The sequence below is a fragment of the Dermatobacter hominis genome, assembly GCF_020715685.1.
Classification (GTDB): domain Bacteria; phylum Actinomycetota; class Acidimicrobiia; order Acidimicrobiales; family Microtrichaceae; genus Dermatobacter; species Dermatobacter hominis.
Map to the genome: position 1 here is coordinate 4,316,933 of NZ_CP085840.1, position 25,639 is coordinate 4,342,571.

General features: G+C 72.1%; 24 protein-coding genes. 17 read left to right on the forward strand and 7 right to left on the reverse strand.

The genetic code is table 11. From position 1 onward, the window contains the following. Positions 1-5 precede the first annotated feature (5 nt). The 6 genes from LH044_RS20090 to LH044_RS20115 all read left to right on the forward strand — a co-directional run bounded on the left by LH044_RS20090 (position 6) and on the right by LH044_RS20115 (position 6,866). The gene (locus LH044_RS20090; protein ID WP_227757425.1) at positions 6-254 is read left to right on the forward strand and encodes a Trm112 family protein; all 249 of its coding nucleotides are present in this window, start codon (positions 6-8) and stop codon (positions 252-254) included. Next, complete coding sequence (locus tag LH044_RS20095) at positions 251-1,300, forward strand: SIS domain-containing protein (protein ID WP_227757426.1); 1,050 nt, start codon at positions 251-253, stop codon at positions 1,298-1,300. The genes LH044_RS20090 and LH044_RS20095 overlap by 4 nt, the downstream gene beginning before the upstream one ends. 16 nt (positions 1,301-1,316) lie before the next feature. After that, positions 1,317-2,291, forward strand: a complete 975-nt coding sequence (locus LH044_RS21930; protein WP_304512024.1) for an SDR family NAD(P)-dependent oxidoreductase — start codon at positions 1,317-1,319, stop codon at positions 2,289-2,291. Between the two features lie 157 nt (positions 2,292-2,448). Next, positions 2,449-3,900: an adenosylhomocysteinase gene (ahcY, locus tag LH044_RS20105; RefSeq protein WP_227757427.1), complete on the forward strand. Its 1,452-nt coding sequence runs from the start codon at positions 2,449-2,451 to the stop codon at positions 3,898-3,900. Positions 3,901-4,040: 140 nt separating this feature from the next. Further along, positions 4,041-5,930 carry a peptidase M16 family protein gene (locus LH044_RS20110; protein WP_227757428.1) on the forward strand — a complete coding sequence of 630 codons (1,890 nt, stop codon included), beginning with the start codon at positions 4,041-4,043 and terminating at the stop codon, positions 5,928-5,930. A 66-nt stretch (positions 5,931-5,996) separates the two neighbouring features. Beyond that, the gene (locus tag LH044_RS20115; RefSeq protein ID WP_227757429.1) at positions 5,997-6,866 is read left to right on the forward strand and encodes an SDR family NAD(P)-dependent oxidoreductase; all 870 of its coding nucleotides are present in this window, start codon (positions 5,997-5,999) and stop codon (positions 6,864-6,866) included. 4 nt (positions 6,867-6,870) lie between these two features. Here LH044_RS20115 and LH044_RS20120 read toward each other — a convergent pair whose 3' ends face one another. Next, entirely contained in the window at positions 6,871-7,461 is a 591-nt protein-coding gene (locus LH044_RS20120; RefSeq protein WP_227757430.1) for a ComF family protein, read from the reverse strand. Positions 7,462-7,542: 81 nt separating this feature from the next. On the opposite strand from LH044_RS20120, the gene secA reads away from it, so the two are divergent. The 6 genes from secA to LH044_RS20155 all read left to right on the forward strand — a co-directional run bounded on the left by secA (position 7,543) and on the right by LH044_RS20155 (position 15,065). Further along, positions 7,543-10,260: a preprotein translocase subunit SecA gene (gene secA / locus LH044_RS20125; protein ID WP_374210510.1), complete on the forward strand. Its 2,718-nt coding sequence runs from the start codon at positions 7,543-7,545 to the stop codon at positions 10,258-10,260. A gap of 45 nt (positions 10,261-10,305) precedes the next feature. Next, the gene (gene prfB, locus LH044_RS20135) at positions 10,306-11,421 is read left to right on the forward strand and encodes a peptide chain release factor 2 (protein ID WP_227757431.1); all 1,116 of its coding nucleotides are present in this window, start codon (positions 10,306-10,308) and stop codon (positions 11,419-11,421) included. A 146-nt stretch (positions 11,422-11,567) separates the two neighbouring features. Further along, the gene (gene ftsE / locus LH044_RS20140) at positions 11,568-12,245 is read left to right on the forward strand and encodes a cell division ATP-binding protein FtsE (RefSeq protein ID WP_227757432.1); all 678 of its coding nucleotides are present in this window, start codon (positions 11,568-11,570) and stop codon (positions 12,243-12,245) included. Between the two features lie 6 nt (positions 12,246-12,251). Then, positions 12,252-13,148 (forward strand): cell division protein FtsX, encoded by an 897-nt coding sequence (locus LH044_RS20145; RefSeq protein ID WP_227757433.1) that lies wholly within the window; start codon positions 12,252-12,254, stop codon positions 13,146-13,148. A 36-nt stretch (positions 13,149-13,184) separates the two neighbouring features. Further along, entirely contained in the window at positions 13,185-14,156 is a 972-nt protein-coding gene (locus LH044_RS20150) for a crotonase/enoyl-CoA hydratase family protein (protein ID WP_227757434.1), read from the forward strand. 279 nt (positions 14,157-14,435) lie between these two features. Further along, positions 14,436-15,065 (forward strand): PadR family transcriptional regulator, encoded by a 630-nt coding sequence (locus tag LH044_RS20155; RefSeq protein WP_227757435.1) that lies wholly within the window; start codon positions 14,436-14,438, stop codon positions 15,063-15,065. 156 nt (positions 15,066-15,221) lie between these two features. Here the strand turns inward: LH044_RS20155 and LH044_RS20160 are convergent, their stop codons facing one another. Both LH044_RS20160 and LH044_RS20165 read right to left on the reverse strand, forming a co-directional pair. Further along, positions 15,222-15,848 carry a TetR/AcrR family transcriptional regulator gene (locus LH044_RS20160; RefSeq protein WP_227757436.1) on the reverse strand — a complete coding sequence of 209 codons (627 nt, stop codon included), beginning with the start codon at positions 15,846-15,848 and terminating at the stop codon, positions 15,222-15,224. Further along, positions 15,845-17,440: an MFS transporter gene (locus tag LH044_RS20165; protein ID WP_227757437.1), complete on the reverse strand. Its 1,596-nt coding sequence runs from the start codon at positions 17,438-17,440 to the stop codon at positions 15,845-15,847. The genes LH044_RS20160 and LH044_RS20165 overlap by 4 nt, the downstream gene beginning before the upstream one ends. A 270-nt stretch (positions 17,441-17,710) precedes the next feature. Between LH044_RS20165 and ligD the strand changes: the two genes are divergently transcribed. Further along, entirely contained in the window at positions 17,711-18,691 is a 981-nt protein-coding gene (ligD, locus tag LH044_RS20170; protein WP_227757438.1) for a non-homologous end-joining DNA ligase, read from the forward strand. A gap of 36 nt (positions 18,692-18,727) precedes the next feature. Here the strand turns inward: ligD and LH044_RS20175 are convergent, their stop codons facing one another. From LH044_RS20175 to LH044_RS20185, 3 genes are all read right to left on the reverse strand, one after another. Beyond that, positions 18,728-18,910 (reverse strand): hypothetical protein, encoded by a 183-nt coding sequence (locus LH044_RS20175; RefSeq protein ID WP_227757439.1) that lies wholly within the window; start codon positions 18,908-18,910, stop codon positions 18,728-18,730. A 136-nt stretch (positions 18,911-19,046) separates the two neighbouring features. After that, positions 19,047-19,991 carry a DMT family transporter gene (locus LH044_RS20180; protein WP_227757440.1) on the reverse strand — a complete coding sequence of 315 codons (945 nt, stop codon included), beginning with the start codon at positions 19,989-19,991 and terminating at the stop codon, positions 19,047-19,049. 7 nt (positions 19,992-19,998) lie between these two features. Further along, complete coding sequence (locus LH044_RS20185; protein WP_227757441.1) at positions 19,999-20,499, reverse strand: MarR family winged helix-turn-helix transcriptional regulator; 501 nt, start codon at positions 20,497-20,499, stop codon at positions 19,999-20,001. A 74-nt stretch (positions 20,500-20,573) separates the two neighbouring features. On the opposite strand from LH044_RS20185, the gene LH044_RS20190 reads away from it, so the two are divergent. Further along, entirely contained in the window at positions 20,574-21,005 is a 432-nt protein-coding gene (locus LH044_RS20190; RefSeq protein ID WP_227757442.1) for a pyridoxamine 5'-phosphate oxidase family protein, read from the forward strand. After that, the gene (locus LH044_RS20195; RefSeq protein ID WP_227757443.1) at positions 21,002-21,505 is read left to right on the forward strand and encodes a YbaK/EbsC family protein; all 504 of its coding nucleotides are present in this window, start codon (positions 21,002-21,004) and stop codon (positions 21,503-21,505) included. Before LH044_RS20190 ends, LH044_RS20195 begins: the two co-directional genes overlap by 4 nt. Before the next feature lie 107 nt (positions 21,506-21,612). Here the strand turns inward: LH044_RS20195 and LH044_RS20200 are convergent, their stop codons facing one another. Continuing rightward, complete coding sequence (locus tag LH044_RS20200) at positions 21,613-21,795, reverse strand: Flp family type IVb pilin (protein WP_227757444.1); 183 nt, start codon at positions 21,793-21,795, stop codon at positions 21,613-21,615. A 302-nt stretch (positions 21,796-22,097) separates the two neighbouring features. Between LH044_RS20200 and LH044_RS20205 the strand changes: the two genes are divergently transcribed. Further along, on the forward strand, positions 22,098-24,326 hold the full coding sequence (locus tag LH044_RS20205) for a glycoside hydrolase domain-containing protein (protein ID WP_227757445.1): 2,229 nt from the start codon (positions 22,098-22,100) through the stop codon (positions 24,324-24,326). 23 nt (positions 24,327-24,349) lie between these two features. Further along, positions 24,350-25,621 carry a glycosyltransferase gene (locus LH044_RS20210; protein WP_227757446.1) on the forward strand — a complete coding sequence of 424 codons (1,272 nt, stop codon included), beginning with the start codon at positions 24,350-24,352 and terminating at the stop codon, positions 25,619-25,621. The last annotated feature ends 18 nt before the right edge of the window (positions 25,622-25,639 follow it).

A 25,639-nucleotide genomic window follows, 5' to 3' on the forward strand; every position in this document is an offset into this window, starting at 1 on the left:
CCCACATGACGACCGACCAGACGCTCGACCCCCGGCTGCTCGAGATCCTCGCCTGCCCCGAGGACAAGGGCCCGCTGCTGTACTTCGCCGACGAGCAGGTCCTCTACAACGACCGCCTCCACCGGACGTACGAGGTTCGCGACGGCATCCCGGTGATGCTGATCGACGAGGCGACCTCGGTCGACGACGCGGAGCACGAGCGGCTGGTGGCCAAGGCCGAGGCCGAGGGCATCGAGCCGACGTTCAGCGCGTGAGCGCCGACCAGCTCGCCGCAGGTGTGCTCGACACGCTCGACATGTTCGGGGTGGCGTTCGCCCTCCCCGAGCAGCTCGCCACCGCTCGCGACGCCGCAGCCGCGGTCGAGGGCCTGCCCCCGGCCGACGGCGTCACCTCGGTCGCGATCCTGGGCATGGGCGGCAGCGGCATCGGCGGCGACGTCTGCGCCGCCGTGGCCGGCCCCCGCTGCCCGGTGCCGATCGTCGTCTCCAAGCACTACGAGTGCCCGGGCTTCGTCGGCCCCGACACCCTCGTCATCGCCGTGTCGTTCTCCGGCGGCACCGAGGAGACGATCGCCGCCGCCACCGCCGCGCGAGAGGCCGGGGCCCGTCTCGTGGTCGTCGCCGCGGGCGGGGAGCTCGCCCGGCTGGCCGCCGAGTGGGGCGTCCCGCACGTGCCGGTCGACGCGTCGATCCCCATGCCCCGCGCCGGCATCGGCGCCGTGTCGATCCCGCTGCTCGTGCTGCTCGAGCGCCTCGGACTGGCCGACGGCCTGTCGGAGCAGGTCGACGCCGCCATCGCGCAGCTCGAGGTCCGTCGCGAGCAGCTGCGGGTGCCGGGCAACCCGGCCGAGCGCCTGGCCGCCCGCATCGGGCGGACGCTGCCGCTGGTGTACGGCGGCGGTCCGCTCGGCGAGGCCGCTGCGTGGCGCTGGAAGGGCCAGTTCAACGAGAACCCGAAGGTCCCGTCCTGGTCGAACCGCATCCCCGAGCTGACCCACAACGAGCTCGCGGGCTGGGCCCAGCACGGCGACGTCACCCGGCAGGTCTTCACGCTGCTGTTCCTCCGCCACGACTTCGAGCACCCGAACGTCGGGCGCCGGTTCGAGTTCGTGGCCGCCGCCTGCGACGAGGTGGTGTCCGACATCCACACCGTCCGGGCCGAGGGCGACGGCCCGCTCGCCCAGCTCATGGACCTGGTCATGCAGGGGGACCTCGTCACGTTGCACCTGGCGGCGCAGTCGGGCGTCGACCCGGGCCCCATCGCGGTGCTCGACGACCTCAAGCGCTGGCTCCGGGGCTGACCGGCCGGAGGCGACCGTGGCCACCTCACCGTTCGGAGCGTCCAGCACGACCGACGAGGTCCTCGCCGGCGTCGACCTGACCGACCGGACCGCGGTCGTGACCGGGGCCTCCGGCGGGCTCGGCCTCGAGACCGCGCGGGCGCTCGCGTCCAGAGGGGCCACCGTCGTCATGGCGGCCCGCGACGACGGCAAGCTGCGGGCCGCGGTCGACGGCGTCGGTGCGCAGGTGCCGGGCGCCGAGCTCGACCCCGTGCTGCTCGACCTCGCCGACCTGGGCTCGGTCCGGGCCGCTGCCGAGGCGGTGGCCGCCCGCCATCCGCTGGTCGACCTGCTGGTCGACAACGCCGGCGTCATGGCCTGCCCGCTCGGGCGGACGGCGGACGGCTTCGAGCTGCAGTTCGGCACGAACCACCTCGGCCACTTCCTGTTCACGACGCTGCTGCACGACCCGTTGGCCGCCGCGGCGGCCGAGCACGGCGGGGCCCGCGTCGTCGTCCTGAGCTCGGGCGGGCACCGCATGGGCGGGATCCGCTGGGACGACCCCAACTACGAGCGCACCGACGAGTACTTCAACTGGGACGCGTACGGCCAGGCCAAGACCGCCAACGCGCTGTTCGCCCTCGAGCTCGATCGCCGCTGGTCGCCCGAGGGAATCCAGGCGTACTCGGTCCACCCCGGGATGATCATCACGGACCTGGGCCGGCACCTCCGGGCCGAGGACCTCGAGTTCATGGCGTCGGTCCGTCGCACCGACGAGCGCTCCGGCGGCACCGGCGCCATCTCGTTCAAGAGCGTCGAGGAGGGCGCGGCCACGACCGTGTGGGCTGCGACGGCGGCGGAGCTCGTCGACCACGGAGGGGCCTACCTCGAGGACTGCCACGTGGCCGAGGCGGTCGACGACCCGGCCGCCACGCACGGTGTCCGGTCGTGGGCCCGTGACCCCGAGGCCGCGGCGCGGCTCTGGGACCTGTCGGAGCGCCTCGTCGGCTGACCGCTCCGCCCACGGGCGGTGGGGGCGGGACGGGCCCAGGTAGTACCCTCTGGTCCGCCAGGGCTGACCTGTACCCGGCGTCAGACGACCCCAGCCCGACACCTGCAACCCGAACCCTTCACCTCGCCGCGCCCGGCGCGCGGCACAGGAGATCACCATGACGTTCACCGACTTCAAGGTCGCCGACCTCACCCTGGCACCCCTCGGCCGCAAGCAGATCCAGCTCGCGGAGCAGGAGATGCCGGGCCTGATGGCCATCCGGGCCGAGTACACCGACAGCCAGCCCCTGGCGGGCGCCCGCATCACCGGGTCCCTGCACATGACCGTGCAGACCGCCGTGCTCATCGAGACGCTGACCGCGCTCGGCGCCGAGGTGCGCTGGTGCAGCTGCAACATCTTCTCCACCCAGGACGAGGCCGCCGCCGCCGTCGTGGTCGGCCCGACCGGCACCGTCGAGGACCCCAAGGGCGTGCCGGTGTACGCCTGGAAGGGCGAGACCCTCGACGAGTACTGGTGGTGCACGGAGCAGGTGCTCATGTGGCCGGCCGACGCCGCGGGCGACGTGGGTCCGAACATGATCCTCGACGACGGCGGTGACGCCACGCTGCTCGTGCACAAGGGCACCGAGTACGAGGCCGCCGGTGCGGTCCCCGACACGGTCGAGGAGGACTCCGACGAGTGGGGCGTCGTGCTGGCCACCCTGCGCCGGACGCTGCAGGAGGACCCGCAGCGCTGGACCCGCGTGGGCAAGGGCATCAAGGGCGTCACCGAGGAGACGACCACCGGCGTGCACCGCCTATACCAGATGTTCGAGCAGGACCTCCTCCTGTTCCCGGCCATCAACGTCAACGACTCCACGACCAAGTCGAAGTTCGACAACCTCTACGGCTGCCGTCACTCGCTGGTCGACGGCATCAACCGCGCCACCGATGTGATGATCGGCGGCAAGACCGCGGTCGTCTGCGGCTACGGCGACGTCGGCAAGGGCTGCGCCCAGTCGCTGCGGGGCCAGGGCGCCCGGGTGGTCATCACCGAGATCGACCCGATCTGCGCGCTGCAGGCCGCCATGGAGGGCTACCAGGTCGTCCGCCTCGAGGACGTCGTCGACACCGCCGACATCTTCATCACCACGACGGGCAACAAGGACATCATCACGGCCGAGCACATGGGCCGGATGAAGCACAACGCGATCGTCGGCAACATCGGCCACTTCGACAACGAGATCGACATGGCCGGCCTGTACCGCCAGAGCGACATCCAGAAGGTGAACATCAAGCCGCAGGTCGACGAGTTCGTCTTCCCCGACGGCCACTCGGTGATCGTCCTGGCCGAGGGCCGGCTGCTCAACCTCGGCTGCGCCACCGGCCACCCGAGCTTCGTGATGAGCTGCTCGTTCTCCAACCAGGTGCTCGCCCAGATCGAGCTCTTCACCAAGACCTCGGACTACCCGCTCGGCGTCCACGTGCTCCCCAAGCAGCTGGACGAGAACGTGGCCCGCTTCCACCTCGACGCCCTGGGCGTGCGGCTCACCAAGCTCACCCCCGAGCAGTCGGCGTACCTGGGCGTGCCGGTCGAGGGTCCGTACAAGTCCGACCACTACCGGTACTGATCCGCTCGACCGGCGCTGCCGGTCGCTGCCGATGGCGTCGCCAGGCGCCGGATCCGAGCGCACGCCCCCGGCCCGGGTGCCGGGGGCGTGCCGCGTCCGGAGTGCTCAACGTCGGGCGGCGGCCGACCGATGGATCTCGGATGGCGGTGGCGTGGCACGGGGTCCGGGGCGAGGTCAGGACCCTCCACGGCGACGTCCCCGTCTGGTGGACCGAGGCCCCCGGCGAGACGACCGTCGGCATCACGTTCCGGGTCGGGTGGGCCGACGAGCCGCTGGCCTGGCGTGGCGCCTCGCACCTCGTCGAGCACGCCCTGCTCCTCGGGCTCGAGGGGCCCGACCTGTCCGTCGACGGTGCCACGGGCCCGTACACCACCTCGGTCTCGGTGACGGGCGGCGCCGACGCCGTGGCCGACGCCGTGGCCCGGCTGTGCGCACGGGCCGGCGACGCCGACCTGCCCCGCACCGCCCTCGCCGGTCGACGCGTGCTGCGGGCCGAGGCTGCGGCGCAGCCCGCCGGGCGGCCGCTTGTCGAGTCGATGCTCGTCGACCTCGTGGGGCTCCACGGGCCGGCCCGATCGGTGCTCGCCGAGGTCGGCCTCGCAGATGCCGACGAGGCGCTGGTGCGCCGCTGGATCGCCACGTGGTTCGTCGCCGGCAACGCCGCCGTGTGGTCGACCGGCCCTGCGCCGCCCGAGCTCGACCTGCCGCTGCCGCCCGGCCCGCGGCGCCCGGCGCGGCCCCTGGTCACGCTCCCCGGGCGACCGGTGCACGTCCGCCGCCCCGGCGCCGTCGGCTTCCTCGGCCTCGCCGGCGGCGGTCCCGCCGTGGACCTGGCGCTGCAGGTCGTCGCCCACCGGGTCCGCACGCTGCTCAGGGACGTCCACGGGGTGAGCTACCGCGTCGAGCCGACCTCGCTCCGCTGCGGCGGTGGACGCGCGGTCGCGGGCGTCGTGGGCGACGTGGTCGCCGGCGCCGGGACCACGGCGCTCCGGACCGTCGCGGCCGTCGTCGAGGACGTCGCGACCAGCGGCCCCGGCGGTGACGAGCTCGATGCCGCCCGATCGGCCCGGCGACGCGACGAGGCACACGGCGACGGCGGCCGCTCCGCGGCTGCGCTCGCGGCCATGGACCACCTGATGGGCGGCGTCGACCTCGACGGCGGGTCCGACGGGTCCGGCCTCGACGTGGGTCCCGACGAGGTGCGCGCCGCGCTCGGCGACGTGCTGGCCGACGCGGTCTGGAGCGTGCCCGACGACGCCGAGCCCGGCGACTGGGCCGTCCCGCCGCTGGGGTGGAGCGACGACCCCGCGCCGGCCGGTGACGAGCGGCGGTCCCGCGACGGCGAGGGCCGGCTGGTGCTCGCCGACGGCGCGCTCTGGATCGGCGACCGGTGGGGCGGCCGGTCCGTCGACCTCCGTCGGCCGGCCGGCGTGCTGGCGTGGCGCGACGGGACCCGGGAGGTGCTCCGCGACGACGGCCACAGCCTCCTCGTCGTGCCCTGGCGCTGGCCCGACGGCGACGCGATCGCTCGGGCCGTCGACGAGGCCTGCCCTCCCGAGGACCGGGCCGAGCTCGGGTTCCGTGGTCCGGCGGTGCCCGACGACGCCTGGGACGTTGCGGACCGGCGTCGAGATGACCCGGCGTGGGATCCCGACTCGTCGTCCGCCCGGCTCCTCCTGGGCGGTGCGGTGCTGCTCGACTGGCTGCAGTCGGCCGGTCTGCTGCGCCCGGCCGTCCTCGGGGCCGCGGCGACCGCACCCGACGGCACTGCCCTCGCCGACCTGACCCCGGTGCGGCGCTACCGGGCGGTCGGCGCCGTGTTCGCCCCCGACATGGTCACGGAGGAGGGGCGCCGCTTCGTCGACCACCTCCACGCCGGTGAGCCGCGCCCGATCGACGCGATCTGGGCGGCCCTCGGCGGCCCGCCCCGGGACGGCTTCGTCGCGCTGCCCGACGACCCACAGGTGGTCGCCGCGGCCAGGGCGCTGCTCGACGACGAGCACCACCGCTGGAACACCGGGCGGGGTTGACCCCGGCCGACGAACCCGCGGGGGTGGCAGACTCGGCTCCGCTCGACGACATCAGAGGGGGTCGGTGTGGAGCAGTTCGACGGCAAGGTCGCGGTGGTGACCGGCGGGGCCAGCGGCATCGGCCGGGCCATGGCGCAGGCGTTCGTGGCCAAGGGGATGAAGGTGGTGCTGGCCGACATCGAGGCGGGACCGCTCGAGGACACGGCGCAGGCGCTGCGCGGCGACGGCGGCGACGTCTTCGCGGTGACCGCGGACGTGAGCCGGGCCGGTGACGTCGAGCGGATCGGCGAGGCGGCGATCGATGTGTTCGGCGCGCTGCACGTCGCCTGCAACAACGCCGGCGTGGGCGGTGGGGGCGCGACCTGGGAGGTCGACCTCTCGACGTGGGAGTGGGTCCTCGGCGTCAACCTGATGGGCGTCGTGCACGGGCTGCGGTCGTTCACCCCGCGGATCATCGACAGCGGCGGCGGCCACATCGTCAACACCGCCTCGATGGCCGGGCTGACGTCGCCCGCGTTCATGAGCCCGTACAACGTCTCGAAGCACGCGGTCGTCACCATGTCGGAGTCGATGTACGTCGAGCTGCAGATGCTGCACCCGGAGGTCGGGATCAGCGTGCTGTGCCCCGGATGGGTCCGGACGAGGATCGCGGAGTCGGACCGCAACCAGCCCGACGCGGTGGCCGCTGCGCAGGCGGCGGTCGACGAGGCCACGGCGGCACCGGGCCGGGTCTCGGGCGAGCAGCTGAAAGGCATGATCGACGCCTTCGTCGCCGAGGGCCTGCAGCCGGCGGCGGTGGCCGACATGGTCGTCGACGCGATCGAGCAGCGCCGCTTCTACATCCTCACCCACCCCGAGTGGCAGTCGATGGTGCGCGACCGCGTGGACCGGATGCTGAGCGGCGAGGACCCGTCGATGGCGCTGCCCGGCAACTGACCCCTCACTCCCGGACCGCCAGCACGAGCCCGGTGGTCCGGACGGCACCGGCGTCGCGCAGGGCCCGGGCCGCGGCGCCGAGGGTGGCGCCGGTGGTGCACACGTCGTCGATGACGACGACGTGGCCCCGCACCGGGCCGACCGCCCGGAACGACGGCCCGCGCAGCCGGTGGGCCCGGTCGGCGCCCGTCTGGGGCGGCCCCGGGAGGCGCCGCAGCGCGCCGACCGCGGGCACACCCGCCCGCCGCGCCACCGCCCGGGCGAGCAGCTCGGCCTGGTCGTAGCCCCGGGCCCGGCGTCGGGATCGGCTGGTGGGCGCCCACGTCACCGCGTCGACCGGCGTGGGGGAGCGGACCACGAACACCGCCAGCGCCCAGGCGACCACTGCCAGGACGTCCCGGTGGTTGCGGTACTTCAGCGCCGCGACCAGCTGGGGCACCGGGTCCTCGTACGCCAGCAGGGCCCAGCAGGCGTCCAGCCCGGGCGGCGCCGCCATGGCCGGCGCCGGCGGCAGGGCCGCCCCGCACGACCCGCACAGGCCCAGTCCGGGGGACCGGCAGAGGGCGCAGCGGGCGGGTGCCAGCAGGTCGAGCACGGTCCCACCGTACGGACGACCCCTGACAGCCCCGAGGCGCAGGGGGGAGCGGAGCGGGCGCCGGTAGAGTGATCCCCGCTTATGGGATTCATGGATCGACTGCTGCGCACCGGCGAGGGGAAGAAGGTGCGCGCGCTCGCGGACCTGGTGCCCGACATCGGGGCGCTCGAGCCCGAGCTGCAGAGGCTCTCCGACGAGGACCTCCAGCACCGCACCGTGGAGTTCCGGGAGCAGCTGGACCGCGGCATCGACGTCGACGACCTGCTGATCCCTGCCTTCGCCACCGTCCGCGAGGCGGCCAGCCGCGTCATCGGCCAGCGCCACTACGACGTCCAGTTGATGGGCGGGGCGGCGCTGCACTTCGGGTGGGTCGCCGAGATGAAGACTGGTGAGGGCAAGACCCTCGTCTCGACCCTGCCGGTGTACCTGAACGGGCTCACCCAGACGGGCGTGCACGTCATCACGGTCAACGACTACCTGGCCAAGCGCGACGCCGAGTGGATGGGCCGGGTCCACCGGTTCCTCGGCCTGTCGATCGGCATGATCCTGCCGGGCGAGCAGGACCCGAACTTCAAGCGCGAGCAGTACGCCTGCGACATCACGTACGGCACGAACAACGAGTTCGGCTTCGACTACCTCCGCGACAACATGGCGCTGTCGCTCGAGGAGAAGGTCCAGCGCGGGCACGCCTACGCGATCGTCGACGAGGTCGACTCGATCCTCATCGACGAGGCCCGGACGCCGCTCATCATCTCCGGCCGGGTCGGCGACGCGGCGAAGCTGTACTACAAGTTCGCGTCGGTCGCCCGGGGTCTGACGCGGGACGTCGACTACGAGGTCGACGAGGAGAAGCGGGTCGTCTTCCCGCTCCCCGAGGGCATCCAGAAGGTCGAGAAGAGCCTCGGCGTCGAGAACCTCTACGACGACGTCGCCAACGGACTCGTCCACCAGCTGCAGGTGGCGATCAAGGCCAAGGAGCTCTACAAGCGCGACCGCGACTACCTGGTCCAGCAGGGCGAGGTGAAGATCGTCGACGAGTTCACCGGGCGCATCCTCGACGGCCGCCGCTGGTCCGAGGGCCTCCACCAGGCCGTCGAGGCCAAGGAGGGCGTGAAGATCAAGGAGGAGAACCAGACCCTGGCGACGGTCACCCTCCAGAACTACTTCCGCATGTACGACAAGCTCGCCGGCATGACGGGCACGGCCGTCACCGAGGCCGCCGAGTTCATGTCCACGTACAACCTGCAGGTGGTGCCGATCCCGACGCACCGGCCGATCCAGCGCCAGGACGACAGCGACCTGATCTACCGGACCGAGGACGCCAAGTTCTCCGCCGTGGTCGACGACATCGTCGAGCGCCAGGACGAGGGCCAGCCGGTCCTCGTCGGCACCGTCTCGGTCGAGAAGTCCGAGCGCCTCAGCCGCGAGCTCGAGAAGCGCGGCGTCACGCACTCGGTGCTCAACGCCAAGCAGCACACGCGCGAGGCCGAGATCGTCACGCAGGCCGGCCGCATCGGCTCGGTCACCGTGGCGACGAACATGGCCGGACGCGGCGTCGACATCCTGCTCGGCGGCAACCCCGAGGGCCTGGCCCGCCGCGACGTCCACGCCGAGGGTCTCGAGGACGGCACCGACGAGGCCGAGGCCCGCTACGAGGAGCTGCTCGCCAAGTACGGGGCCGAGTGCAAGGCCGAGGGCGAGGAGATCCGCAAGCTCGGCGGCCTGTACGTGCTCGGCACCGAGCGCCACGAGAGCCGCCGCATCGACAACCAGCTCCGCGGCCGTTCGGGCCGCCAAGGCGACCCGGGCGCCAGCCGCTTCTACCTGTCGCTCGAGGACGACCTCATGCGGTTCTTCGCGACGGGCGCCATCGAGTGGGTGATGGGCAAGGGCTGGGACGACGACGTGCCGATCGAGGCGAAGATGGTCACCCGCGCCATCGAGAAGGCGCAGAACACCGTCGAGGCCCGCAACGCGGAGATCCGCAAGAACGTCCTCAAGTACGACGAGGTGATGAACGAGCAGCGCAAGGTGATCTACCGCCGGCGCGACGAGGTGCTCGAGGGTATCGACCTCCGGGAGGAGACCCTGGAGGCCCTCGCCGAGGCGGTCGACGGGCTGCTCCAGACCCACTGCGGCTCGGACTACACCGAGGAGTGGGACCTCGAGGCCCTGGTCGGCGACAGCGCCACCTACTGGCCCACCGAGCTCACCGTCGAGGACCTCGCGGACGCCGCCACGAGCGACCAGCTCTACGACACGCTCATGGCCGACGCCACCCGCCACTACGAGGAGCGGGAGGAGGAGTTCGGCGCCGACACCTTCCGCCAGATCGAGCGGCAGATCATGCTGCGCATCATCGACACGAAGTGGCGCGACCACCTCAAGGAGATGGACTACCTCCAGGAGGGCATCAACCTCCGGGCGCTCGGCCAGAAGGACCCGCTCACCGAGTGGCAGCGCGAGGGCTTCGACATGTTCGGCAAGCTCATGGAGGCCGTGAACCGCGAGTACGTGCAGTACATCATGCACGTGCAGGTGGTGAAGGAGGAGCAGCCGCGGCTCCAGCCGCAGCGCTTCGACTACTCCGCTCCCGAGGACCCGTCCGAGGGCGCCAACCCGGTCCCGGCGGTCGTGGCCGCCGAGTCCGCACACGACGCCGCAGGCGCCCAGGCCCAGGCCGACGAGCCGGTGTCCCAGCAGCCGGTGGTCAAGAGCGAGTGGGACAAGACGCCGCGCAACGCGCCCTGCCCCTGCGGCTCCGGCAAGAAGTTCAAGGTCTGCCACGGCGCCGCCTGAGCCGACCGTCCCAGCAGACCACCGACCCCACCCGACGGAACGACAGTGCAGGACTTCTCACCCCGCATCACCGCGCTCCGGTCCCGGCTGGCCGAGGCCGAGGGCTACCTCCGCGTCGGCGAGCTGCGGGCCCGCCGCCCTCAGCTCGAGACCGAGCTCGGCCGCCCCGACCTCTGGGACGACCAGGACTCGGCGCAGGCGCTCCAGCGCGAGTTCGCCGAGCTGAGCGACGACCTCGACCTCTACGAGGGCCTGCGCAGCCGCGTCGACGACGTCGACACGCTCGCCGAGCTGGCCCGCGAGGAGGGCGACGAGTCGCTCGAGCCCGAGATCGAGGCCGAGCTCGAGTCGCTCGCGGCCGAGTTCGACCGCCTCGAGCTGCGGGCCCTGTTCACCGGTGAGTACGACGACCGCGACGCGATCGTCGAGATCAACTCCGGCGCCGGCGGCGTCGACGCCCAGGACTGGGCCGAGATGCTGCTCCGCATGTACGTCCGGTGGGCGGAGCGCTCGTCGATGGACCTCGAGATCGAGTCGCTGAACGAGGGCACCGAGGCCGGGATCTCCTCGGCGACGTTCCTGCTCAAGGGCCGCAACGCCTACGGGCTCATGCGCTCCGAGCACGGCGTGCACCGCCTCGTGCGGATCTCGCCGTTCGACAACAACGCCCGGCGCCAGACGAGCTTCGCCTCGGTCAAGGTCACGCCGTGGATCGACGACGTCGACGACGAGGTCGAGATCGACGACAAGGACCTGCGCATCGACGTGTACCGGTCCTCGGGCGCCGGTGGCCAGCACGTCAACGTGACGGACTCGGCCGTGCGCATCACCCACCTGCCCACCGGCATCGTCACCTCGTGCCAGAACGAGCGGTCCCAGCACCAGAACAAGGACCGCGCGATGAAGATCCTCAAGGCCAAGCTGCTCGAGCTCGAGCGCCGCAAGCGCGCCGACAAGCTGGCCGAGATCACGGGTGAGGGTGCGGCGGTGGACTTCGGCAGCCAGGACCGGAACTACGTCCTGCAGCCCTACCAGCAGGTCAAGGACCTGCGCTCCGGGGTCGAGCTCACGAACCCCGACGCGGTGCTCGACGGCGAGCTGGACGCGCTCATGGAGGGCTACCTCCAGTGGGTCCGCGCCGGCAGCCCCGCGGTCGGCTGACCCCTCCGCCACTCGCGGTGCCCGGCCTGAGAGACTGCACCTCGGCGCGATCCCGGTCGTCGGGCTGCGGAGCTATCGTCACCGGTTCGTAACAACGGTCAGTCCTGTTCGCGGGTCCCTCCCCTCCCCCCGCGAGAGAGGTCAGCGTGATCAAGCTCGACAACGTCACCAAGATCTACAAGGGCGAGATGGTCGCCCTTCGTGACGCTTCGGTCGACATCGACAAGGGCGAGTTCGTCTTCCTGGTGGGCCCCTCGGGCTCCGGCAAGTCCACCTTCCTGCGCCTCCTCAACCGTGAGGAGCGCCCCGAGAAGGGCCGCATCTTCGTGGCCGGCAAGGACATCGCCGAGCTGCCCGGCTACAAGGTGCCGTACCTGCGCCGGAACATCGGCAGCATCTACCAGGACTTCAAGCTGCTGCCCTCGAAGAGCGTGTACGAGAACGTCGCCTTCGCCCTCGAGGCCATCGGTCGGCCGAAGTCCGCCATCAAGGACGCGGTGCCGCAGATCCTCGACCTGGTGGGCCTGTCGAAGAAGCAGTCGAACATGCCCGACGAGCTCTCGGGCGGCGAGCAGCAGCGCGTGTCGATCGCCCGGGCGTTCGTGAACCGCCCGCTGATCCTCCTGGCCGACGAGCCGACCGGCAACCTCGACCCCGCGACGTCCGTCGGCATCATGAAGCTGCTCGACCGGATCAACCGGACCGGCACGACCGTCCTCATGGCCACCCACGACCGGGGCATCGTCGACACGATGCGGCGCCGCGTCATCGAGCTCGACCGCGGGCGCGTCGTCCGCGACCAGGCCCGCGGCGTCTACGAGTGAGGGCACGTGGCCGTTCGAGTTGACTACGTCCTCAAGGAGACGGGGACCAACCTCGTCCGCAACCTCACCCTGACGTTCGCGGCGGTGCTCACCGTGGCGGTGTCGCTGGCGATGGTGGCGGCCAGCTACCTCATCGGTGCCGGCATCAACAACAGCTTCCTCGGGCTCCGCTCCGACGTGGACCTGTTCGTGTACATGAACCCGGCGGCCACCGCCGAGCAGATCCAGGCGATGGACAAGACGCTCGACTCGAGCCCGCAGGTCGAGGAGTTCGACTTCTTCGACAGCACCCGCAGCTTCGACGAGTTCAAGCGGCTCTTCCGCGACCAGCCCGACCTGATCAACACGATCAAGCCCGAGGACCTGCCGCAGAGCTTCCGCATCAAGCCGAAGTCGACCGACGCCGAGGTCGTCTCGTCGCTCGGCGACACGCTGCAGGCCAAGGAGGGCGTGCTGCGCGTCGAGTACGCCGCCGAGTACGCCAAGCGCATGCAGACCTCGGTGACGACGCTGAACACCTGGGTGCGGATCGTCGCGGCCGTGCTGATCGCGGCGTCGGTGCTGCTGATCTTCAACACCATCCGGACCGCCGTGTTCGCGCGCCGCCGCGAGATCGAGGTCATGCGGCTGGTCGGGGCCAGCAACTGGTTCATCCGATTGCCGTTCATCGTGGAGGGCCTCGTGCACGGCCTGTTCGGCGCGCTCCTCGCGTCGATCGGCGCGTGGGGCTTCGACCAGCTCTGGAAGCGGAACTTCGTGGACCAGGTCGGCTTCGAGCTGCTCAACCAGATCCGCTGGGACCAGAGCGAGCTCCTCTGGTCGATCGGGATCATCTTCGTGATCGGCGCCCTGACCGGTGCCGTCGGCTCCGGCATCGCGGTGAGCCGCTTCCTGAAGGTCTGACGGCCCGCCGGGCCGACCGAACCGGGGGTTCCAAGGGTGGGGGACGACGACTACCGCACGATCCGCTACGAGGTCGGCGAGGGCATCGCCACGCTGACGCTCGACCGGCCGGACCACATGAACGCCTTCACGGTGCGGATGTGCCTGGAGATGATCGACGCACTCGACCGGATCGACGCCGACCCGTCGGTCCGGGCGGTGATCGTGACCGGTTCCGGCCGGGCGTTCTGCGCCGGTGCCGACCTGGCCGGCGGTGCCGAAGCCTTCGACCCCGCCGGCTCGGCCGCGTCCGGGGCGGCGCAGGAGCTGCGGGCCGACCGTCAGGCCGGCGACGGCGCCACCGACGCCGACGGGGTGGCGGCGCTGTCGCCGGGGGAGCGGGCCGTGCGGCGCCCGATCGATCCCCGGCGCGACTTCGGCGGTCTGCTCACGCTGCGGATCTTCGAGGTCACCAAGCCGGTGATCGCCGCGATCAACGGTCCTGCCGTCGGCATCGGGGCGACGATGACGCTGCCGATGGACCTCCGGCTCGCGTCCGGCGGCGCCAAGTTCGGGTTCGTGTTCGCAGCCCGGGGCATCGTGCCCGAGGCGTGCTCGAGCTGGTTCCTCCCGCGCCTCGTCGGCATCCAGCAGGCACTCGAGTGGTGCTACACGGCGAGGGTCTTCCCGGCCGCCGAGGCGCACGAGGCCGGCCTGGTCCGGTCGCTGCACGAGCCCGACGAGCTGCTGCCCGCCGCGCAGGAGCTGGCCCAGCAGATCGCCTCGGCCTCGGCGCCGGTGTCGGTCGCGCTGACGCGTCAGCTGATGTGGAAGGGCCTCGTGGCCGACCACCCGATGGAGGCCCACCGCCGCGACTCGCCGGGCGTGACCTCGACCGGCGCGGGCGCCGATGCCCGCGAGGGCATCACCGCCTTCTTCGAGAAGCGGCCGCCCCGGTGGCGCCAGGAGGTCCCGGGCGACCTCCCCGACTGGTTCCCCTGGTGGGACCAGCCGTCCTTCGACGCCTGAGCGTCCCCGTCATCGCACTTCGGCTCGGGTCGTCGCGCGCCGGTGCGCGGGGCGATTCGACCGGACACCGCTGGGAACGGACGAGGGGTGACCCTCGTCACGCTACCTTGACAACCGGTCTGCGTACGGTCACGATATATCGCAACGGGTCGGGAGCGATCGAGATGGATCGGCCTCGACCGCGACGGAAGGAGCTCACCACGAGCCCACCGAACGACAGGAAGGGGCCGCACGATGCGACCGGACGACATGCGAACGAACGACATGCGGGAGAGCGGCATGCGGAACGATGACAGGGGCGCCGAGCCGGACGGCTTCGTGTCCGATGGATGGCGAGGCGGCTTCGACCCCTCCGGACGGCGGGGGCGCTTCGGGCGTGGCCCGGCCCGGGGGATGGGTCGCAGCCGGGGCGGGTTCGGGCACGGGTTCGGTCCCGGCTTCGGGCCGGGCTTCGGCCGGGGCGGCCGACGCGCCAACCGGGGCGACGTCCGCGCCGCCGTGTTGGCGCTGCTCAAGGAGCAGCCGATGCACGGCTACCAGATCATCAGCGAGCTCGACGAGCGCACCGCCGGTGCGTGGAAGCCGAGCCCGGGATCGGTGTACCCGACGCTGCAGCTGCTCGAGGACGAGGGCCTGGTCCGGTCCGAGGCGGAGGGCGGCAAGAACGTCTTCCACCTGACCGACGCCGGGCGCGAGGCCGCCGAGGCGGGTGAGGACGCTCCGTGGGAGGCGGTGGCCGGCGACTCGGCCGCCATGGACCTCCGGCGCCTCATCGGCCAGCTGGCGATGGCCTTCGGGCAGGTCGTCGAGACGGGGACGCCGGACCAGGTCCAGCGGGCCCGCGACGTCCTCAACGACGCCCGCAAGGCGCTCTACGCCATCCTCGCCGAGGACGTCGAGACGTCCTGAGCGGGACGGACGTCGAGACGTCCTGAGGGGACGGACGTCGAGACGTCCTGAGGGGACGGACGTCGAGACGTCCTGAGCAGCCGGCTCGCCCCCGGCGCGACGAGGCCCCACCCGTGCGGGTGGGGCCTCGTCCGCGCTCGGGGAGGCGAGCGCGCGTCAGCTGCCGGCGCCGCCGAGCACCAGGTCGACGAGCTCCTCGGCGCGACGGTCGCCGATCGTGCCGTTGCGCATGAGCAGGCGGTAGATGACGGCGCCGACGAGCATGTCGGCGAGCAGCTCGGGTTCGACGTCGGCGCGGATCTCGCCCCGTTCGACGCCCCGGCGGATCACCTGGACGGTGGGGGAGCGCCGGGCGGAGGTGAAGCGCTCCAGCGCCTCCCGGACCTCGGGGTTCTCCCGGGCGGCGCTGAGCATCGCCGGGAGCATGGCCCCGCTGTCGGAGTCGAGCAGCACGGACTTCAGCCGCAGCACGAGCTGGATGAGGTCGGTGCGGACCGACCCGGTGTCGGGCGGCTCGGGCTTCTGGGCGGAGGCGGCGTGGAACGCCGCCTCCATGAGGTCCACGCGGTTGGCGTATCGCCGGTAGACGCTGGCTCGCGACACGCCGGCCCGGAGGGCGACCGCCTCGACCGACATCGCCTCGACGCCGCCGTCGCTCAGCAGCTCCACCGCGGCCGAGAGGATGGCCTGGTCGACCTGGGGGTCCCGGGGTCGTCCCGGCCCCGCCGGTCGGGTCGGGCCGTCGGTGGCGGCCGTCGCCCGTCCGGTCGAGGTGGGGCTCACGGCTGCGGCACCGCCTCGACGGTGTCGCCGTGGGCGGCGGCATCGGCCATCTCGGCGGTGAACTCCTGCTCCTGCAGCGCCTCGTCGGTCGGGCGGGCATGGGCGGGGAGGAAGACGAACGCCACGATCACACCGACGATGGCTGCTGCGGCGGCCACGATGGCACCGCCGTGCATGGCGTCCACGAAGGCGTTGCGGGCGACGTCGGCGATCTGGGACCCGGCGTCACCGGCGCGCTCGGCGACGGCCAGCGCACCGCCGACACCGCTCCTGGCGGTCTCGAGGGCCTGGTCGGGGACCTTGCCGGACAGCGCGTCCACGATCTTCGAGCCGTACACCGACGACAGGACGCTGCCGATGATGGCGACGCCGAGGGCGCCGCCGACCTGGCGGGTCGTGTCGTTCATCGCCGAGCCGACACCGGCCTTGGCCAGCGGCAGCGACCCCATGATCGACTCGGTGGCGGGGGCCATGGTGAGGCCCATGCCGACGGCCAGCAGCATCATGCGCCACATGACCTGGACGTAGGAGCTGTCGGCGGTGAGCTGCAGCTGCAGGACCAGTGCCAGCGACACGAGCGAGAGCCCGGTGCCGACCACGATCTTGGTGCCGACCTTCTCGACGATCCGGCTCGAGGTCGGTGCGACGACCATCAGCGTCAGGGCGAGGGGCAGCATGCGGACGCCGGTCTCGGCCGCCGAGTACCCGAGCACGAACTGGAAGTACTGCGTCTGCAGGAACGAGTAGCCGAACATCGCGAAGAACACGAGCGTGATCGCCATGCTGGCTGCGGTGAACCGGGGGTTCTTGAAGAACGACACGTCGAGCATCGGCTCCTCGGTGTGCAGCTCGTGCACGACGAAGAGGCCGAGCAGCACGACGGCAGCGGCGAAGAACCCGAGGATCAGGCCATCGGTCCAGCCCCGGCTCGGGGCCTCGATCAGGCCGTAGACGAGCGTCGTCAGGCCGGCGATCGACAGGACGGCGCCCAGCGGGTCGAGCTTCGGGGCGGACGGGTCCTTCGAGCGGGGCAGCAGGAAGCCGCCGGCGACGATGGCGACCGCGGCGATCGGCAGGTTGACGGTGAACACCTCGTGCCAGCCGAAGTGCTCGACCAGGTAGCCGCCGAGCAGCGGGCCGAGGGCGACGCCGAGGCCCGAGACGCCGGCCCAGACGCCGATGGCGCGACCGCGCTCCTCGGCCGGGAAGACGTTGGTGAGGATCGACAGCGTGGCGGGCATGATGAACGCGCCGCCGATGCCCATCAGGGCCCGGGTGGCGATCAGCTGGTTCGGGTCGGTGGCGAGCGCCGACAGGGCGGAGCCGGCGGCGAAGATCGCCAGGCCGAGCTGCAGGGCGCCCTTGCGGCCGAACCGGTCGCCGAGGCTCCCGGCGGTGAGCAGCAGGCCGGCGAACACCAGCGTGTAGCTGTCGACGATCCACTGCAGCTGGCTGTTCGACGCGTCGAGGTCCCGCACGAGGGTCGGGAGGGCCACGTTGAGGATGGTGTTGTCGAGGGTGATGACCACCAACGACAGGCAGAGGACGCCGAGGATCCACCAGCGGCGTCGGTACACGAGCTCTTCTGACATCTGTTCCCTGCTTCTCCTACGACCGGTGGGGGTGCCGGTCCACTGACGCCGCCGGAGGTGTCCGGTGGATAACGAGTCACAACTGTCCCGTATTGGAACATATTCCGATGCACGGGTGTCTCGTAAACCGGTGTGACGCTTCTCACGTGCGGGCCGGCGCGGGAACGCCCCACGCCCGCGGCAGCCGATGACGGCGCCTGCGGCGTCGACGAGCTCGTCCCCGCATCGGCGAGGGAGCTGGATCCACGCTGCACCGGGCAGGATGGGACCGTGGAGCTGTCGCCGATGAAGGCCGAGTCCGGCGACCTGCCGCCCGATGACGGCCGCTGGTGGTACGAGGTCAAGTGGGACGGCATGCGGGTGATGGCCGTGGTCGCCGACGGTCGGCTCCGGCTGCGGGGCGGCCGCGGCACGGACGTGACGGTGACGTTCCCGGAGCTGGCGTCGATCCCGGCGGCGGTGGCGACCGACTGCGTGCTCGACGGGGAGGTCGTGGCGTTCTCGGACGCCGGCGTACCGAGCTTCGGCCTGTTGCAGCAGCGGATGCACGTCATGGACGCAGGCGACGCCGCACGCCGGGCCCGGGACGTGCCCGTGGCCTACCTGGCGTTCGACGTGCTCTCGATCGACGGCCGACCGACGACCTCGCTGCCGTACGAGCACCGTCGGGAGCTGCTCGAGGGCCTGGTCGCGCCGTCCGCGGTGGTGCAGGTGCCGCCCGCGTACCCGACCGGCGGTGCCGACCTCCTCGAGGCGGCCCGGGTCCAGGGCCTCGAGGGGGTGGTCGCCAAGCGCGTGGACTCGCCGTACGAGCCCGGTCGGCGGTCGCGTGCGTGGCGCAAGGTCAAGGTCCGCCACACCCAGGAGTTCGTGGTCGGGGGCTGGATCGGGGGGACCGGCTCCAGGGCCCGCACGATGGGATCGCTCGTGCTCGGCTGCCACTCCGCCGTCGACGGCGGGCCGCCGGTGCTGCGGTGGGTCGGCAACGTGGGCTCCGGGTTCAACGACCCCGAGCTCCGTCGCCTCGCCGGTCTGCTCGGGCCGCTGGCCGTCGACTCGTCACCGTTCGTCGCGGCGACGACCGACGAGCGACCCCGCACGACGGGCGGGAAGGTGTTGCACTGGGTCCGGCCGGAGCTCGTCGTGCAGGTCGAGTTCGGCGAGTGGACCTCGTCGGGGCGGCTGCGCCACCCGGTGTACGTCGGTCAGCGAGACGACAAGGCGGCGGCCGACGTCACCTGCGACCCGTGACCTCGTCCGTGGTGCCCCGCAGGGCGGGCGCACGGTTCAGGCGGTGGCGGCGAGCTCGTACTGGTCGGCGAGGAAGGCAGCCTCGGCGCGGACGTCGGCCTCGGGGCCGACCAGGTCGATGATGAAGCGCTCGCCGTGGTCGTCGACCGAGACGATCTCCAGGCGGGCGGTGCCCTGCTCGACGGTTCCGAGGTGCATCTCGACGGCTCGTGCGGACATGTGGTTCCCCCAGGTTCTGCTGCCGGAACCTGTCGTCCGGCTCGTCCTGTCATCGAACCGCCACGGAGCGTGGCGCGGAATGGGTCAAAGCCCCACGGGCGGTGGGTGCGTGGGTCGTACGGCCGGGTCGGCGCGATCACGCCGCGACGGTGCGGTTGCGGGTCCCGGCCCGTGGTCGCGACCCCACGCCGCCGACTAGCAGCGCGGCGATCACGACCGCGACCCCGAGCACCTGCACGGCGCCGACGGCCTCGCCGAGCAGCACCGCGCTGGAGGTGACCCCGAAGACTGGGATGAGGCAGAGGTAGGGCGCGGCCTCGGCCACGTCCATGTGCCGGAGGGCGAGCAGGTACAGCGAGAAGGGGATCGACAGGGTGCACAGCCCGGTGGCGGCGACGGCGACGAGGTGGCCCTGCGTCGGCCATGTGGTGCCGGTCGAGATCGCCACCACACCTGCGACGGCGGCCGTGAGCGCGAGCGCCCACACCTGCTGGGCCGCCGCCAGCGCAACAGGCGGGTGGTGCGCCGCGTGGCGCGACGAGGCGACGGCGTAGAGCGCGGCCGCGCCGACGCCGAGCACGACCAGCACGTCGCCGCCGGCGCTGCCGCCGCCAGAGCCGCCGCTCCAGGCCACCACCACCGCACCTACGGCGGCGGTCGCCACCACGACCAGCTGGCGGGCGGTCGGCCGTGATCGGAGGACCGCCCACGCCACGAGCGGGATGAGGACCGGCTCGAGCGATGTCAGGACCGTCGCGCTCGCCGCGCTCGTGAGCGCCAGCCCCACCATCGTCAGCACGAAGGCCAGGCCCGGCTCGAGCAGCCCGGTCCAGCCGTCGCGCAGGAGCGCGCCGACGCGGACCGGCGCCCGCGACCGGACCGCCGCCAGCGTCGCCACGGTGCCGAGCGCGACGACGGACGCGACGAGCTGCACGGTCAGGACGTCGAGCGGCCTCATGGCGGTGCGGTCCAGGACGCCCTTGGACAGCACGGTGCCGAGCGCCCACGCCGCCGCGCAGCCGACCATGGCCGCCGGACCGAGCAGGCGGGACCTCGTCGGGTGCCCGGGGCGCGTCCGCACGTCGACCTCAGCTCACGGCCAGCGTCACGGGACAGCGGTCCTGGGGACACTGCGACTCGTCGCACAGCCGGCAGATGGACTCGGCCCGGTCCTCGTCGGTGGTGAGGGCGGCGAGCAGCAGCTCGGCGGCCCCCCGGAGATCGGCTCTCGAGGCGCGGGGGAGCGAGGCCACGACCTCGGCCAGGCGGGCGTCGCGGGCGTGGCGCTGGCGGTTCCACACGCGGCGTCCGGCCGCGGTGACGTGCAGCGCCACGCTGCGCGCGTCGACGCCGGATCGGCGCTCGACCAGGCCCTCGTCCTGAAGCCGGTCGACCAGCCGCACCGTCCCGGGGTGGCTGAGCTCGAGGACCTGGGAGAGCTCCCGGATGGTGCATCCGGGGTGGTGCGCCAGCACGTTGAGCGCGGCGGTCTGCGTCGCGGTGAGGTCGGCCGCGGCCAGCGACGCCGCCTCCAACTCGTCGCACACGGCGACGGCCAGGGCGCCGAGGAGGTTCGCTTCACGACTCATGCGCCCAGCATATGTGCAGTACGCATAGGTTGGCGACCGCGTGATCGGGACCATCCCTGTCAGACTCGGCGACCATGACGACCCTCGACGAGATCAAGGCCGCCGCCGCTGCACTGTCGCCCCTGGCGCACATCGCCACCGTCGGGCAGGACGGACGACCCGACGTGGTCCCGGTCCACCCCGCCTGGGAGGGCGACACGCTGTGGATCATGAGCCACACCGGTGTGAAGTCGCGCAACATCGCGACCAACCCGAACGTGGCGATGCACTGGCAGGTGTCGGAGGCCGGCGACGGCGTCGAGCTGTGGGGGACCGCTTCGGTGCACGACGACCTCGACACCAAGCGCCGGCTCTGGGAGGGCGTGTTCGACTACGACCTCGGCATGTTCTCGCCGGGCGGCCCCGACGGCTCGCCCGAGACGGTCTTCATCGCCGTCGAGCCGGAGCGCGCGCTGTGGGTGCGGTTCTACGGCATCAACGGGCGCGACACCTGGACCCGGGGGTGACGCGAGACCCCGCCGTCGAGCGGGTCCTCGCCGCTGCGGCGGCGACCGGACTGCCGTTCGACGTCGTGGACTGCGACCCCGACCTGGCCGACACCGCCGCCTTCTGCGAGGCCTACGGGTACTCGCCCGACGAGAGCGCCAACTGCGTCGTCGTGGTCGGCAAGTCCGACCCTCCGGTGCACGCGGCCTGTGTGGTGCTCGCCTCGACCCGGCTCGACGTGAACGGCGTCGTGCGCCGTCGCCTGGGCACCCGCAAGGCCAGCTTCGCCCCGGCCGACGACGTGCGCGCCATGACGGGGATGGAGATCGGCGGCGTCACCCCGGTCGGCCTGCCCGACGGGCTGCCGCTCTGGATCGACGCCCGCGTGGCCGCCTGCGAGCGCGTCATCGTCGGGGCGGGCGGGCGTTCTGCCAAGCTGCTGGTCCCGCCGGCGCTGCTGGTCGCCATGGGCGGCGAGGTCGTCGACGACCTCGCCAGGCCGGTCGACGTCGCGGGCTGAAGCCGGCGCCCGGACGCGGAACGACGGGTGGGCCGGTGGCCCACCCGTCGTCGTCGCACCCCCGCTGGACGGGGTGGAGCGCCGGGACCTCGTCGTCCCGGACGGCGTCACTGGATCGAGCTGCCGACCTGGCTGAACTTGTCCTTGGCGCTCGAACCGATGAAGGACACGGCGGCGATGCAGACCACCGCGATCAGCGCCACGAGGAGGGCGTACTCCACGAGGGAGGCGCCACGCTCGGTCTTCGCCTGGGCCTTCAACCACGCCTTGATGAACTCGTACTGGACCATGTTGGGTTCCTCTCCTGCCTGGTGCTGCGGGTCAATGACGGTTGGTGCGAGTCACCGGTAGGTGACCCACATGTCCGATCGGACATCAGGGCCCGCCGACTGAAACCCTGGCGGGGGAAATGGGTCGAACGACCCAGAGGAAGGCGAACGGCGTTCGGGTATCGGCAGGGCGGCACGGAAGTCCCACCGAGGCGGTGCGCACCGTGCACCCCGTCGCCGACAGCGTCGTGCGAGGCCGGTTCACGCCGTCGTAACACCGGTGGAACGTTCGATCCGTACGGTCACCCGATGGGGCTGCCCCGTTGATCGAATCGGTCGACCCCTTCATCGGGACCGAGGTCACGGATCTTCCGTCGACGACCGGACTCGCCGCGTCCTGGTGGTGGCCGAAGCCCCAGATCGGCAACACCCATCCCGGCGCGACGTCGCCGTTCGGCATGGTGTCGGCGTGCGCGTACTCGGGCGGCTACCCGACCGGGTACGGCCGCTACGGCATGAACACCGAGGGCGTGCCGCCCCGGATGTACGACGAGCTCCAGGCATCGGGCTTCACGCACTTCCAGCAGTCCGGCACCGGTGCGATCCGCAAGTACTACAACTACTTCCGCGTCACGCCGATGGTGGACCCGCTCGACGCCCTGGACACCCAGTGGCAGCTGCAGGAGGAGGTCGCCGAACCCGGCTACTACGCGGCGACCCTCTCGTCGGGCATCCGCAGCGAGCTGACGGTCGGTCCGAAGTCGGCGGTGCACCGCTACACCTTCCCGGCGCGGGAGGACGCACGGATCGTCGTCGACTTCTCCCTCGGGGGTCTGTCGATCGACCACGGGCGGACCGTGCCGCTGCGCGCCCAGATGGTGTCGGTCGCGCCGGGCGTCGCCCAGGGCGAGATCGTCGTGGAGGGCGTGCCGCTCGCGGTCCACATGGAGTTCGACGCCCCCCGCTGGCGGCAGATGCTCTGGTACGACCGTCGGTTGATGTCCGGCGGGAGCCGGCTCGAGTTCGACGGCATCCGGCTCACCACCCTGCGCCCGTTCGGTCTGCTCCTGATCGGGCCGACCGAGTCGGGCGAGGACGTCGAGCTGCGGTTCGGCTTCTCGCTCCGCGGGGTCGAGCAGGCCAGGGCCAACCTGGAGGCCGACTGCGGCACCGGCGTCCGCTCGTTCGACACCCGGAGGGCGGACACGCAGGCCGAGTGGCGTCAGCACCTGGACCGGATCGTGGTCGAAGGGGCGACCACCGACCAGCGCACCGTGTTCTCCACGGCCCTGTACCACTCGCTCATCAAGCCGTGCTTCGCTCCCGACGAGAGCCCGTTCTGGACGACCTCCCGCTCGTTCGTGTTCGACATCTCGACGATGTGGGACCTGTACAAGGCGCAGCTCCCCCTCATGACGGCGATCGCGCCGGATCGGGCGGTCGACCTGGTGGCGGCGCTGCTGTCGGTCGCGGAGGAGGAGGGGAACCTCCCGATCGGCTACCGGATGGCGCGCGGGACCGACCGCTTCTTCCGCCAGGCCAGCGCGCTCGCCCACACCTTCTTCGCCGACGTCTGCGAGCTCGGGCTCCCCGGCATCGACTGGGAGTACGCGCTGGTCCACCTGCACGACGACCTGCGGCGGAACTACGGCGAGGAGTACCTGGTCAAGGGGGTCGCCCACCCGATCTCCCACACCCTCGACCTGGCGTACGGGCACCACTGCACCGCCCGGATCGCCCGCCACGTCGGCGACCACGAGCTGGCCGAGCACCTCGAGCACCTCGCCACCCGGTGGATCAACGCCTTCGACCCGACCACGGGCCTGTTGATCGACTCCGAGTACTACGAGGGCGGCCGGTGGAACTACTCGTTCCGGCTGCTGCACGACATGGCCGCCCGCATCGAGCTGGCCGGCGGCGAGGACCCGTTCGTCGACATGCTCGACCGCTTCTTCGGCTTCGGGCAGCCGCCCGTCTCGCAGCTGGGCGAGCCGCCGTTCGACGAGGCGGAGCTCGCGCGCGGCTACGGCCTGCACCGCTTCGAGGGGCTCAACAACGAGCCCGACATGGAGGTGCCGTGGGCGTACCACTACGCCGGACGGCCCGACCGCACCGCCGAGGTCGTGCACGCCGCGGTCCACGGCGCCTTCGGCCCCGGGCGAGGTGGGTTGCCGGGCAACGACGACTCCGGTGGGCTCAGCTCCTGGTACGTCTGGGCGTCGCTCGGGCTGTTCCCCGTCGCCGGCCAGAGCCTCTTCCTGGTCAACGCACCGGCGTTCGACCGGTCCGAGATCCGGGTGGGCGGCGGCGACTTCGTCGTCGAGACCAAGGGCGACCGTCCCTCGGATCCGCTCGAGGGTCCGAGCTACGTGCAGTCCGTCACCCTCGACGGCCAGCCGCTGGAGCGGTCTTGGATCTCGGCCGCCGAGGTGCACGGGTCCGGTCACCTGGTCGTCGAGCTCGGGCCCGAGCCCTCCGCCTGGGGCACCACCACCCGTCCTCCGTCCCTGTCCACCTCCGGGCCCTCCGACGAGACGCCGTCCGACACGTGAACCCCGATCCGACGAGGTCCCCGATGCCGAACCCCGACCCGGCGCCCGTGCGTCCCACCCGACGCCTCGTGATCGTCGTGCGTGCCGACCCCGTGATCTGCGGGCACTCCGGTGAGGCCCGGAACCTCGCCGAGGCCGCGTTGCTGGCGGGGTTCGACGACGTCCGCATCGTCACGTGGCCGCTCGAGGCCATCCAGCAGCTGCCGCGCAAGCCGCTGCACTCCGTGCTGCCCTACAGCCCCGGGATCGTGGTCGAGCGGCCGGCTCCGGTCGGCGACTACAAGGTGCCCGACGGGCGCTTCACGGCCGGGATGGTCGGACGGCTGGTCGAGCTGTTCTGCGAGGACGTCCCCACGGTGTGCGTCTCGCTGTACCTGACGCCCCACGCCAGCGTCGTCATGGAGGCGCTGTCGGTGTGCCGTGCCCTCGGCCGGGACCCCGACGTGACGACGATCGCCGAGGCGGTCGGATCCGACATCACCAACGTCGTCCGATCCTGCGTGGAGGAGGGCCGCTTCGGCGCAGCCGCCCACGTCTTCGCCTCGTACCTCGGCCACGATCGCTGCGTCGCGGTGTCGGAGTACACCAGGGGCTGCATCATCGATGCGGCGGAGCAGGTGGACGCGACGTGGGGCACGAGCTTCGCGGCCACGTGTCGCGAGCGCGTCGGCATCTCCTACCCGGCGATCGACGCCGGGTCCGGCGAGCCGGACGAGGCCGCGGTCGGCGCGACCCTGGCCCTGCGCGGCCTCGAGCGCGACGGCTACGTGCTGTTCCTCTCGCGGCTGAGCCCGGAGAAGGGGGTCGACGACCTGATCGAGGGCTACGCCCGCAGCGCCGCGCACTCCGAGCTGCGGTTGGTCATCGCCGGCACCGGGCCGGCGCTCGACGAGATGCGGGCGCGCGCCGCGGCGACGGCGGTGGGGGGACGGATCACGTTCCTCGACGACGTCGACGACGCGGAGAAGTGGTCGTTGATGGCCGGCTGCGCCGCGTTCGTGCTGCCCAGCAAGCCCAAGCCCGAGTTCGTCGAGACCTTCGGGATCAGCCTCGTGGAGAAGATGCTCGCCGGCGGCGGCCCGGTGATCACGACTGCGACGGGCGGCATCCCCGAGGCGGTCGGCGACACGGCGATCGTGATCCCCGTGTCGGACCCCGACGCGATCGCAGCCGGACTCGACGAGGTCGTGGCCCTCGACGACGCCGAACGGCGGGCCCGGGCCGACAAGGCGCGCTCCCACGCCATGCAGTTCGACCGCACGCGCGTGTTCGAGCGCCTGCTCGCCGGGCTCTGAGCCGGCTCGCCCGCACGA

Coding starts and splice junctions, on each gene's coding strand:
- LH044_RS20185 (WP_227757441.1), bottom strand. CDS start 20,499: ATGAGTCGTGAAGCGAACCTCCTCGGCGCCCTGGCCGTCGCCGTGTGC.
- LH044_RS20190 (WP_227757442.1), top strand. CDS start 20,574: ATGACGACCCTCGACGAGATCAAGGCCGCCGCCGCTGCACTGTCGCCC.
- ahcY (WP_227757427.1), top strand. CDS start 2,449: ATGACGTTCACCGACTTCAAGGTCGCCGACCTCACCCTGGCACCCCTC.
- LH044_RS20165 (WP_227757437.1), bottom strand. CDS start 17,440: ATGTCAGAAGAGCTCGTGTACCGACGCCGCTGGTGGATCCTCGGCGTC.
- LH044_RS20090 (WP_227757425.1), top strand. CDS start 6: ATGACGACCGACCAGACGCTCGACCCCCGGCTGCTCGAGATCCTCGCC.
- secA (WP_374210510.1), top strand. CDS start 7,543: ATGGGATTCATGGATCGACTGCTGCGCACCGGCGAGGGGAAGAAGGTG.
- LH044_RS20110 (WP_227757428.1), top strand. CDS start 4,041: ATGGCGGTGGCGTGGCACGGGGTCCGGGGCGAGGTCAGGACCCTCCAC.
- LH044_RS20210 (WP_227757446.1), top strand. CDS start 24,350: ATGCCGAACCCCGACCCGGCGCCCGTGCGTCCCACCCGACGCCTCGTG.
- LH044_RS20175 (WP_227757439.1), bottom strand. CDS start 18,910: ATGTCCGCACGAGCCGTCGAGATGCACCTCGGAACCGTCGAGCAGGGC.
- LH044_RS20155 (WP_227757435.1), top strand. CDS start 14,436: ATGCGGAACGATGACAGGGGCGCCGAGCCGGACGGCTTCGTGTCCGAT.
- LH044_RS20200 (WP_227757444.1), bottom strand. CDS start 21,795: ATGGTCCAGTACGAGTTCATCAAGGCGTGGTTGAAGGCCCAGGCGAAG.